This window comes from Mycobacterium sp. (assembly GCF_032162105.1).
Classification (GTDB): Bacteria; Actinomycetota; Actinomycetes; order Mycobacteriales; family Mycobacteriaceae; genus Mycobacterium.
The window spans coordinates 1-11,064 of the sequence record NZ_JAVRPS010000454.1 but is presented as its reverse complement, the minus strand read 5'-3'; the positions used below and the strand labels follow the sequence as shown (position 1 = coordinate 11,064).

Annotated in this window: 11 protein-coding genes and 1 pseudogene; 5 read left to right on the top strand and 7 right to left on the bottom strand. The window is 68.6% G+C overall.

The annotated features are described in order from the left end of the window. Positions 1-160, bottom strand: a pseudogene (locus QOC69_RS23415) (WhiB family transcriptional regulator); the annotation flags it as partial. 293 nt (positions 161-453) lie between these two features. On the opposite strand from QOC69_RS23415, the gene cofD reads away from it, so the two are divergent. The 3 genes from cofD to QOC69_RS23400 are packed head-to-tail and all read left to right on the top strand — an operon-like array spanning position 454 to position 3,379. Then, positions 454-1,488, top strand: a complete 1,035-nt coding sequence (cofD, locus tag QOC69_RS23410; RefSeq protein WP_526444074.1) for a 2-phospho-L-lactate transferase — start codon at positions 454-456, stop codon at positions 1,486-1,488. Further along, positions 1,485-2,840, top strand: a complete 1,356-nt coding sequence (locus tag QOC69_RS23405; protein WP_526444072.1) for a coenzyme F420-0:L-glutamate ligase — start codon at positions 1,485-1,487, stop codon at positions 2,838-2,840. Before cofD ends, QOC69_RS23405 begins: the two co-directional genes overlap by 4 nt. Further along, a complete protein-coding gene (locus QOC69_RS23400; RefSeq protein WP_526444070.1) occupies positions 2,837-3,379 on the top strand; it encodes an NUDIX hydrolase in 543 nt (180 codons plus the stop codon). Before QOC69_RS23405 ends, QOC69_RS23400 begins: the two co-directional genes overlap by 4 nt. On the opposite strand, the gene manB is transcribed toward QOC69_RS23400, so the two are convergent. From manB to rfbD, 4 genes are all read right to left on the bottom strand, one after another. Beyond that, positions 3,361-4,437: a mannose-1-phosphate guanylyltransferase ManB gene (manB, locus tag QOC69_RS23395; RefSeq protein ID WP_526444076.1), complete on the bottom strand. Its 1,077-nt coding sequence runs from the start codon at positions 4,435-4,437 to the stop codon at positions 3,361-3,363. The two genes, QOC69_RS23400 and manB, sit on opposite strands and share 19 nt — an antisense overlap. Before the next feature lie 13 nt (positions 4,438-4,450). Beyond that, entirely contained in the window at positions 4,451-5,344 is an 894-nt protein-coding gene (locus tag QOC69_RS23390) for a glycosyltransferase family 2 protein (protein WP_526444068.1), read from the bottom strand. A gap of 61 nt (positions 5,345-5,405) precedes the next feature. Beyond that, positions 5,406-6,449: a glycoside hydrolase 5 family protein gene (locus QOC69_RS23385; RefSeq protein ID WP_526444066.1), complete on the bottom strand. Its 1,044-nt coding sequence runs from the start codon at positions 6,447-6,449 to the stop codon at positions 5,406-5,408. Between the two features lie 88 nt (positions 6,450-6,537). Continuing rightward, positions 6,538-7,404 carry a dTDP-4-dehydrorhamnose reductase gene (gene rfbD, locus QOC69_RS23380; protein WP_526444064.1) on the bottom strand — a complete coding sequence of 289 codons (867 nt, stop codon included), beginning with the start codon at positions 7,402-7,404 and terminating at the stop codon, positions 6,538-6,540. A gap of 79 nt (positions 7,405-7,483) precedes the next feature. On the opposite strand from rfbD, the gene QOC69_RS23375 reads away from it, so the two are divergent. After that, on the top strand, positions 7,484-8,959 hold the full coding sequence (locus tag QOC69_RS23375; protein WP_526444062.1) for an LCP family protein: 1,476 nt from the start codon (positions 7,484-7,486) through the stop codon (positions 8,957-8,959). Further along, entirely contained in the window at positions 8,947-9,666 is a 720-nt protein-coding gene (locus QOC69_RS23370; RefSeq protein WP_526444060.1) for a TIGR03089 family protein, read from the top strand. Before QOC69_RS23375 ends, QOC69_RS23370 begins: the two co-directional genes overlap by 13 nt. Positions 9,667-9,672: 6 nt before the next feature. On the opposite strand, the gene QOC69_RS23365 is transcribed toward QOC69_RS23370, so the two are convergent. Together QOC69_RS23365 and QOC69_RS23360 are read right to left on the bottom strand one after the other, a co-directional pair. Next, positions 9,673-10,842, bottom strand: coding sequence for an acyl-CoA dehydrogenase (locus tag QOC69_RS23365; protein WP_526444058.1), 1,170 nt, complete (start codon positions 10,840-10,842; stop codon positions 9,673-9,675). Positions 10,843-10,855: 13 nt separating this feature from the next. Then, the coding region (locus QOC69_RS23360; RefSeq protein ID WP_526444056.1) for an AIR carboxylase family protein at positions 10,856-11,064 on the bottom strand (209 nt) is incomplete at its 5' end.

Genomic DNA, 11,064 nt, shown 5'->3' with positions numbered 1-11,064 from the left:
GCCCGAATTCGGATTGATCGGGTACCACGCTCAGTTGAGGCCGCCCCGTCGCCACGCTCTGTGCCGGTCCAGTGTTGGTGTGCGGGGTACCGCCTACTGAGCCGAGCATCCGACTGTCGAATCGGATTACACGATCGAAATCAACGCGCTCATAAGACATCTTCCGCCTCCTCGTCTGGTCTCGTAGATCCCTAGTGGAGCCCCAATGTTGCGATGTGCAACACCTTCCATTCGAACAAGTGATCGAATCTCGGTCTGCGACACCGGAACCGGCAAGCCAACCGGGAAATGACACTGATGTGATTAGACACGTGTTAGCTGCACCGGTCAAGCTCTAGAACGGAAATTCATACCATCCCGTTACCGAATTTCGGCGCGTCGGTTACCCGGCGTGTCGCCAAACGGCACCCGCGGACGACCCTGCAGCGGCACGAGGGCCTACTCTCGGTCGCTGTGAAGGTCTCGGTTTTGGTCGGCGGCGTCGGCGGCGCAAAGTTCCTGCTCGGTGTCCAACAGTTGCTGGGCCTGGGACAATTCGCCGGCTCGGGCACCGGGCCAGCGGGCGACCACGAACTCACCGCGATCGTCAACGTCGGCGACGACGCCTGGATGCACGGCGTCCGGATCTGCCCAGATCTCGATACCTGTATGTACACCTTAGGTGGAGGGATTGACCCCGAACGGGGTTGGGGCCACGCGAACGAAACCTGGCATGCGAAGGAAGAACTCGCGGCCTACGGCGTGCAGCCCGACTGGTTCGGCCTCGGTGACCGGGATCTGGCGACGCATCTGGTCCGCAGCCAGATGCTACGTGCTGGCTATCCGCTCTCGCAGGTGACCGAGGCCTTGTGCAAGAGGTGGCAGCCCGGCGCGCGCCTGTTGCCCGTCACCGACGATCGCAGCGAGACCCACGTTGTCGTCTCGGGCGGAGCCTCGGGCGGAGGGTCGGGTCCGGATGACCAGCCGGACGCCCAGCGAGCGATCCACTTCCAGGAGTGGTGGGTCCGATACCGCGCCCAGATCGCCACGCACGGCTTCGCTTTCGTCGGCGCCGACAAGGCGGTCGCGGGTCCCGGCGTCACCGAGGCGATCGCCGACGCAGACGTCGTGCTGCTCGCGCCGTCGAACCCGGTGGTGAGCATCGGCACCATCCTCGCCGTGCCCGGCATCCGGGGCGCGTTGCGTTCGACGGCCGCGCCGGTCGTCGGCTACTCCCCCATCGTGGCCGGAAAGGCGTTGCGCGGGATGGCCGATGAGTGCCTGTCCGTGATCGGCGTCGACACCACCTCGCAGGCCGTTGGCGCCCACTACGGGGCCCGCTCGGGCGTCGGCATCCTGGACGGCTGGCTGATCGATGAAGGCGACGAAGCGGCGGTCGACGGCGTCGAGGTGCGTTCGATTCCGCTGCTGATGACCGATCCGAAGGCCACCGCAGAGATGGTGCGCAGCGGACTGGAGCTGGTGGGCGTCCCGGTGGACGGGGCATGACCTCCGATCACGGCTCCGCCGCGGCCGTCGAGATCCTTCCGGTGCCAGGACTTCCCGAGTTCCGGCCGGGAGACGACGTGGCGGCGGCGATCGCCGCCGCGGCGCCCTGGCTGCGCGACGACGACGTCGTGGTGGTCACCAGCAAGGTGCTCTCCAAGAGCGAGGGCCGCATCGTCGCGGCACCGACCGACCCCGTGGAGCGGGACGCCCTGCGCCGCAGGCTGATCGATGACGAGGCGGTGCGCGTGCTGGCGCACAAGGGACGCACGTTGATCACCGAGAACGCCATCGGCCTGATCCAGGCCGCCGCTGGCGTGGACGGCTCCAACGTCGACGCCGCCGAATTGGCCCTGCTGCCGGTCGATCCCGATGGCAGCGCACGCGTACTACGCAGCCGGCTCGGGGAGCTCCTCGACGTCACCGTGGGCGTGGTCGTCACCGACACGATGGGCCGGGCGTGGCGCAACGGTCAGACGGACGCCGCCATCGGCGCCGCGGGTCTGGCGGTGCTGCACGGCTATGCGGGAGCCTACGATCAGTTCGGCAACGAGCTACTGGTCACCGAGGTGGCCGTCGCCGACGAGATCGCCGCCGCGGCAGACCTGGTGAAGGGCAAGCTGACCGGCGTCCCCGTGGCGGTGGTGCGCGGGCTGCGACTGCGCGACGACGGCTCCAGCGGGCGCACGCTGGTCCGTGCCGGCGAGGAGGACCTGTTCTGGCTGGGCACCGAAGAAGCACTGGCGCAGGGTCGTGAGGAGGGAAGCCGCCAGGCGCAGCTGATGCGGCGATCGGTCCGGCAGTTCAGCGCCGAACCCGTCGACCCCGCCACCGTCGAGGAAGCCGTGAGCGAGGCGCTGACGGCGCCGGCTCCGCACCACACCCGGCCGGTGCGGTTCGTCTGGATCCGCGACGACGCCACACGCGTCCGGCTGCTGGACCGGATGAAGGAGCAGTGGCGCGCCGACCTGACCGGTGACGGACGTCCCGCCGATTCCGTCGAGCGTCGCCTCGACCGCGGACAGATCCTCTACCACGCACCGGAACTCGTCATCCCGGTGATGGTGCCCGACGGCACGCACGCCTATCCCGACGCCGCGAGAACCACCGCCGAGCACACCATGTTCACCGTCGCGGTCGGCGCCGCGGTGCAGGCACTGCTCGTGGCGCTGGCCGTTCGGGGTGTGGGCAGCTGCTGGATCGGCTCGACGATCTTCGCCCAGGATCTGGTGCGCGCCGAACTCGACCTGCCCTCCGACTGGGAACCGATGGGCGCCATCGCGATCGGCCATCCCGCCGAGGCGACCGGCCCGCGTGATCCGGTCGCGACGATCGACCTCCTCATCGAGCGATGAGCCTGCACGACTCGGTCCTCACCACGCTCGCCCACTGGGAGGCGCCCGATCCCGCGCAGGACTCGTTGCGCAACGCGGTGCTGAGCTTCGTCCTCGGCCGTCCCGACGCGTGCCTGCGGGCATGCGTGCCTGGGCACATCACCGCATCGGCCCTCGTGCTCGACCACACCGGCACCGGGACACTGCTCACCCTGCACCCGCGGCTGGGCCGCTGGGTGCAACTCGGTGGGCACTGCGAGGACACCGACGCCGACATCGCGGCCGCGGCGCTGCGCGAGGCAACGGAGGAATCGGGCATCGACGGGCTGACCATCGCCGCCATGCCTGCCGCGCTGCACGTGCATCCGGTCACGTGTTCGTTGGGCGTGCCGACACGCCACCTCGACATCCAATTCATTGCGCGCGCTCCCGCGGGCGCTCAGATCGCCTGCAGCGAGGAATCGCTGGACTTGCGGTGGTGGCCGCTCGGCGGCTTGCCGGACGGGGCCGACTACGGGGTTCGGCAGTTGGTCCGCGCGGCTCAGACGTCCGTGGAGTAGCGGATGCCGCCGTCGGGGATGTGCACCCCTGGCCAGACCCTGGCGCCGCGCAGTAGCTCACACCGCGCGCCGATGTTCGCACCGTCGCCGATGACGCCGTCGCGGATCAACGCGCGCGGGCCGATGCGGGCCCCGAAGCCGATGATCGAGCGTTCGATGACCGACCCTGCCTCGATGCGCGCGCCGTCGAATATCACCGCACCGTCCAGTCGGACGCCTGGCCCGATCTCCGCGCCGCGGCCGACCACCGTTCCGCCGATCAGCAGTGCGCCGGGCGCGACGGCCGCCCCGTCGTGCACCAGCTCCTCGCCGCGGTGCCCCTTCAATGCGGGCGACGGCGCGATGCCGCGGACGAGATCGGCAGAGCCACGGACGAAGTCATCCGGCGTGCCCATGTCGCGCCAGTACGTGGCGTCGACGTAGCCGCACACCTTCAAGCCGTCGGACAGCAGCGCAGGAAACACCTCGCGCTCGACCGACACCGCGCGCCCCGTGGGGATCCGGTCGATGACCTCGCGCTGGAAGACGTAGCATCCGGCGTTGATCTGATCAGAGGGCGGATCCTGGGTCTTCTCAAGGAACGCCAAGACCCCACCGTCGGAATCGGTTGGCACACAACCGAATGCCCGCGGGTCGCCGACCCGGACCAGGTGCAGGGTGAGGTCGGCGTCGCGCTCGGAATGGCTCGCCAGTAACGCCCTCAAGTCGCAGCCGGAGAGCACGTCGCCGTTGAACACCATCGCGGTGTCGTACCGCAGCTTCGACGCCACGTTCGCAATGCCGCCGCCGGTGCCGAGGGCCTCGTCCTCGACGACGTACTCGATCTCCAGACCGAGCTTCGAGCCGTCCCCGAATTCGGCCTCGAACACCTCGGCCTTGTACGACGTGCCGAGCACGACGTGCCGAATGCCCGCGTCGGCGATCCGCGACAGCATGTGCGTCAGGAACGGAAGGCCCGCCGTCGGCAGCATTGGCTTGGGCGCCGACAACGTCAGCGGACGCAGGCGTGTGCCCTGCCCGCCGACCAGCACCACCGCGTCGACCTGCGCGGGATCCACTGGGGTTGCCACGTTAGCGGGCTCCTTTCGCCAAGTTCCGCCGAGCGCTGCCGACTACGATTCGCGATCGTGCGGCGAGAGCGGACCTGATACTCCATCGCAGCGGTGCCTGCCACCAGCCACGATGCCGATCAGCGAGGAAAGTGTAGGTGCTGGCGTGATGGGCCGCCAAGTTGCGGGCCGGATCGCGACCCGTGGAGTGGCCCTTGTCATGCAATATCTCCGCCGTTGGCACGTAGACGTTCAGCCAGCCCGCGTCGTCGAGACGATCTCCCAAGTCCACGTCCTCCATGTACATGAAGTACCGCTCGTCGAAACCCCGCACCTCCTCGAAGGCCGCCCGGCGCAGCAACAGACAGGAGCCGGACAGCCACCCGACGGGACGTTCGCTGGGCTCGAGGCGCTCCTGGCGGTAGGCGGCGGTCCAGGGGTTGGCCTTCCAGAACGGTCCGACCACCGCGTGCAGGCCACCGCGGATCAGGCTGGGCTGGTGACGCGCCGACGGGTAGACCGAGCCGTCGGGATCACGGATCAACGGACCGAGCGCCCCCGCGCGCGGCCATCTGGCGGCCGCCTCCAGCATGGCGTCGATGCTGCGTGGGCCCCACTGCACGTCGGGGTTGGCCACCACGAAGAACTCGGCGTCGCCTGCGGTCGCCGGGTCGGCCAGGTACTCCGCGACCGCGCGGTTCACGGCGGCGCCGTAGCCGAGGTTGGCCCCGGTTCGCAGCAATCTGGCGTTCGGATGGCGCTCCAAGGCCTCCTCGGGGGCGCCGTCGGTGGAGCCGTTGTCCGCCATCACGACGGTGACGGGGCGCTCGGTGGCGTGCGTCAGCGTGGCCAGGAACCGGTCGAGGTGCCGCCCCGGCGAGTACGTCACGGTCACTACGACCAGGTCGTCACTCACGGCGTAGAGGGTAACGGCGGCCGGGACCCGCGTCGGCGGCCGGTGTGTAGCGACACGGCGTTCAGCGCGCGAACAGCCCGGCGGTGAACTTCGGCTGCCAGTCCGAGGTGAGAAGGGCGCCGCAGTTCGACTCCCGGTCCCCGCGATTGGACGAGTCGGTGTCTCGGATGCTGTAAATGAAGGCAGGCCCGCTGTACCCGGTCGCAGCTGCCGCCGCCAACACGTCGGTGATCTGCTTGGCCTGCTCCTGCTGGCTGACGCCATCCGCGTCTTCGCTGGTCGGAGCGCCCAACTCGGTCATCCAGATCTGCTTGCCGCCGTCCCCGTTGGCGGCCATGACGTCGTGCAAGGCAGCAACGTCCGACCAGCCGTTCTCCGGATTGGCGGCCAGACCGGTGGGAAACACGTACGGGTGAGCCGCGGCGGCATCGAAGTGGCCCTTCGCACCGGCTGCGTACATCTTGTCCAGGAAGGCCGGCGGCGACTCCTCGCCCGGCAGTCGGCTCAACCCTGCCAGGACGACCGTGCTGTTCGGCTGCACCGCCTTGATCGCCGGATACGCAGCCTTGACCAGGTCGGTGTACTGCGGGGCGTTGCGCGGCGTACCCCCGAAGAACAAGGGAAGGTTCGGCTCGTTCCACAGTTGCCAGTTGGACACGCGCGCCCCGTACCGGTTCACCACTGCGGTGGCGAAGTCGGCGTAGTCGGACGGGTTGTCCGGCGGGGCGCTGAAGGAGGTGCCCGGCGGGCGCGCCCAGTCCGGCGAGTAGGCAATGACGCCGAGGACCCTCAGGTTGCGCGAGGACGCGCCGTTCATCACGACGTCCGTCTGGCCCCAGTCGTACTGCCCCTTTGCCCTCTCGATCTGGGTCCACGGGATGAGCACCCGAAGCCAGGTAGCGGTGGTCTTGGCCACGGCATCGAGTTCGCGGTTGACGTCTTCGGGCCCGAGCCAGGTCATCTGGGCCCCGTCGCCGAAGCCGTAACCCGCTGCCGGGACTACGGGCGGCGCCGCCTGCGCCGGGGCGGGCACGGCCAGGCCGACGACGATCGCCAGCGACGCCGCCGCTGCACGCGCCAAGAATCTCCCTGCCCGTTTCGCCATGACGAGAAAGCTACCGCACCGGGACGGACAGCCGCCGTTGCCGCGACGAGCGCTCACCCTGCAGCACCAGCCCCTGCGCGGCGGTGCGTCAGCGCTCTTCGCCCGCCAACGCCGACGCCAGCGCGTCACGCCACGGCCGCAGGGGGGTCAGGCCTGCCGCCGCGGACCGGCCTCCCGACAGCGCCGAGTACGGCGGGCGGGGCGCGGGCCGGGGATGCCGGTCGGTGTCGATCGGGCGCACCCTGGCCGGATCGGCGCCAAGCAGTTCGAACACCGCCCGCGCCTGTTCGAAGCGAGTGGCCTCGCCACCGTTCGCCGCGTGCAGCACGGGTTCGCTGATCGTCCCGTCGGCCGCCTCCAGTAACGCGCCGACCAGATCGCCAACGAAGGTCGGCGAGCCCATCTGGTCGGCGACCACGTCCACCGTGCCGTCGCCCGCCGCGAGCCGCCGCGTGGTCGCGACGAAGTCGCCGCCGTCGCCGCCGGAGAAGATCCAGGAGGTGCGCACCACGTTCGCGTCGGGCATGGCGGAGAGCACGGCGAACTCGCCGGCCAGCTTGCTCCGCCCGTAGACGCTCAGGGGACCGGTTTCGTCGTCGATCTCGTAGGGACGGCGTTCGGCGCCGCCGAAGTCGCCACTGAACACGTAGTCGGTGGAGACGTGGACGAGGCAGGCGCCGGCGCGGGCACACGCATGTGCCACGTTCTCCGCTCCCGTGGCGTTGACGGCCCACGCCCTGGCCTCGGCCTGCTCGGCCTCGTCGACCTTGGTGAACGCCGCACAGTTGATCACCGCGTCATCGGCGTCAATGTGACGCTCGACGGCTGCTGGGTCGGTGACGTCGCACTCTGCCGACCTCAGCGCCAGCACGTCGCGACCACGCTTGGCGGCCTGAGCTGCCAAGACGGTGCCGACCAAACCCCCAGCCCCGATGATGACGATCCTCTGCGACATGCTCACGAGTCTGGCACGCGGTCTGGCGCGCCGACTCGCGCTACCCGGTCTGCGACCGTCTCGCAAGTAGCCTGGGCTGATGCCAGGTCGCCTCGCCCGCGCCATTGCCGTGATCGCGGCATTGGCGGTCGTCGTCGGCACGGGCGTCGCGTGGGGAAAGATCCGCTCATTCGAGTCGGGCATCAACCACATCAGCGCCGCAGCACTCGGCGGTGGCGGCGAGGACGGCGCCATCGACATCCTGCTCGTCGGCCTGGACAGCCGGACCGACGCGCACGGCAACCCGCTGTCCGCCGAGGAACTGGCCACGCTGCGGGCGGGCGACGACGTGTCGACCAACACCGACACGATCATCCTGGTGCGCATCCCCAACAACGGGAAGTCGGCCACCGCGATCTCCATCCCGCGCGACTCCTACGTCCAGGCGCCCGGTCTCGGCAAGATGAAGATCAACGGCGTCTTCGGCGAGGTCAAGTTGGACCGGATGAAGGAGCTCGTCGAAAACGAAGGCATGGATCCCGCAAAGGCCGAGCCGCAAGCGACCGAGGCGGCCCGCGAGGCGCTGATCGGGACGGTCGCCAAGCTGACCGGTGTCACCGTCGACCACTACGCGGAGATCGGCCTGCTCGGCTTCGCCCTGATCACCGATGCGCTCGGAGGCGTCGATGTCTGCCTGAAAGATGCAGTCTACGAACCACTTTCGGGTGCCGACTTCCCGGCGGGCTGGCAGAAGCTGGACGGCCCGCAGGCGTTGAGCTTCGTCCGGCAACGACACGACCTGCCGCGGGGTGACCTCGACCGGGTGGTGCGCCAGCAGGCCGTGATGGCGGCGCTCGCCCACGAGGTCATCTCGGGCAAGACGCTGTCCAGTCCGGCGACGCTCAACCGCCTGCAGGACGCCGTGCAGCGCTCGGTGGTGCTCTCCGACGGCTGGGACATCATGGACTTCATCACACAGCTGCAGAAGCTCGCCGCAGGAAACGTCGCGTTCGCCACGATTCCGGTCCTGCAGGAGGACGGCTGGAGCGACGACGGCATGCAGAGCGTGGTGCGGGTGGATCCGAACCAGGTGCAAACCTGGGTGGCCGGTCTGCTGCAGGACCAGGACGCGGGCAAGACCGAGGAGCTCGCCTACTCGCCGAGCAAGACCACCGCGGACGTGGTCAACGACACCGAGATCGGCGGCCTCGCCGCGTCGGTGTCGGAGGTGTTGACGGGCAAGGGTTTCACCGCCGGTGCGGTCGGCAACAACGAAACCGATCACGTCGCGCGCAGCCAGGTCCGGGCGGCCAAGTCCGACGATCTCGGCGCCCAGGCCGTCGCGAAGGAGCTGGGCAACCTTCCGGTCGTCGAGGACGCGTCGGTGGCTCCTGGGTCGGTGAAGGTCGTGCTCTCCTCCGACTACACCGGGCCAGGCTCCGGCCTCGGTTCCGAGGATCCGTCGGCCGGCGACTCCCAGACCGCCGACCCGGTGGCGGTCGACTCCACCGACGCCCCGCCCCCGCCGTCGCCGATCATCACTGCGGGTTCCAACGATCCGGAGTGCGTGAACTGAGCACCATCAGTGCGGCGGTGCTCGATCCGCTGCTGCGCTCCAACCCGGCCGGGCCCCGCATCACCTACTACGACGACGCGACGGGCGAACGCATCGAGCTGTCCACTTCGACACTGCACAACTGGGCGGCCAAGACGGCCAACCTGCTGCGCGACGAGCTGGGCGCCGGTTCTGGCAGTCGCGTCGCCATCATGCTGCCCGCGCACTGGCAGACGGCGGGCGTCCTGCTCGGGGTGTGGTACATCGGGGCGGAAGTCGTACTCGGGCAAGGTGATTGCGACATCGCCTGCTGCACGGCAGACCGGCTGGAGGAGGCCGACGCCGCGGCCGGTCCCGGCGGCGAGGTGATCGCGCTGTCGTTGGACCCGTTCGGCAAGGCCATCCCAGATCTGCCGTTCGGCGTCACCGACTACGCCACGTCGGTGCGCGTGCATGGTGACCAGGTCACCGCAGAGCGTCAGCCAGGTCCCGCCCTCGCCGGTCGATCGGCGGCAGAGGTCTTGGCGGCAGCTGAGACATCGGGCGCGGCAAGGGGTTTGACCGCGACCGACCGTGTGCTCTCGACCGCCGGCTGGGACACGCCGGACGCCATGATCGACAATCTGCTCGCGGTGTTCGCCGCGGGGGCGTCGCTGGTACAGGTGGCCAACCCCGACCCGGACGCGCAGATACGGCGCAGACAGGCCGAGAAGGTCACCCGCGGCTAAATGCGCTCACTTCAACAGAGCGCGTGACATCACAACGCGCTGAATCTGATTGGTGCCCTCGTAGATCTGGGTGATCTTGGCGTCGCGCATGAACCGCTCGACGGGGAAGTCCACGGTGTAGCCGTAGCCGCCGAAGATTTGAACCGCGTCGGTGGTGACCTCCATCGCGACGTCGGATGCGAAACACTTTGCCGCAGAAGAGATGAACCCGAGGTTGGGCTCGCCGCGTTCGGCCCGCGCTGCGGCGCTGTAGACCATCAGGCGCGCTGCCTCGATCTTCATCGCCATGTCGGCGAGCATGAACTGCACCGCCTGGAAGTCGCTGATCGCCTTCTTGAATTGCTTGCGTTCCTTGGAATAGGCGATGGCGGCCTCGAGCGCGCCCTGCGCAATGCCCACGGCCTGCGCACCGATCGTCGGACGAGTGTGATCCAGCGTGGCCAATGCCGTCTTGAACCCGGTTCCGGGCTCGCCGATGATGCGGTCCCCGGGAATGCGGCAGTCCTCGAAGTACAACTCCGTGGTCGGAGATCCCTTGATGCCGAGCTTGCGTTCCTTCGGCCCGACCGAGAAGCCCTGGTCGTCCTTGTGCACGACGAACGCCGAGATGCCGTTCGCGCCCTTGTCGGGATCGGTCACCGCCATCACCGTGTACCAGGTCGAGTACCCGCCGTTGGAGATCCAGCACTTGGATCCGTTGAGAATCCAGTCGTCGCCGTCGGCCTTGGCGCGAGTCCGCATCGCCGCGGCGTCGCTACCCGCCTCCCGCTCCGACAACGCATAGGAAGCCGTCGCCTCCCCCGCTCCGATGGAGGGCAAGACCTGCTTCTTGAGCTCTTCGGAACCGCGCATCAACATGCCCATGGTGCCGAGCTTGTTGCAGATCGGGATCAACGACGACGACGCACACACCCGCGCGACCTCTTCGATCACGATGCACGCGGCGATCGAGTCGCCGCCCTGGCCGCCGTACTCCTCGGGGATGTGAATCGCCGAGAAACCACTGGCGGACAGCGCCGCTAGAGCTTCAGTGGTGTAACGGGCCTTCTCATCGACATCGGCCGCGTACGGCGCGATTTCCTTCTCACACAGGTCCCGTAAAACCGTGCGCAGTTCGTTGTGTTCATCGGCGAGCCGGAACACGTCGAACGCGGGATTACCCAGTCGGTCAGCCATGAGAGTCTCCTTGCTACTCGCCGGTAACTTTACCTTGTGCCGGACCTCGGCCCATCAGCCGATCCCGCAGCGCTGCGTCCTTCTGCAACACCACATCTTCGAGGTCGGCCTGGAACCGCTCCATGCGGGCGCGCAGGCCGGAATCCGAAGAGCCGAGGATGCGCACCGCCAGCAGGCCGGCGTTTCGTGCACCGCCGATCGACACCGTCGCGACCGGAACCC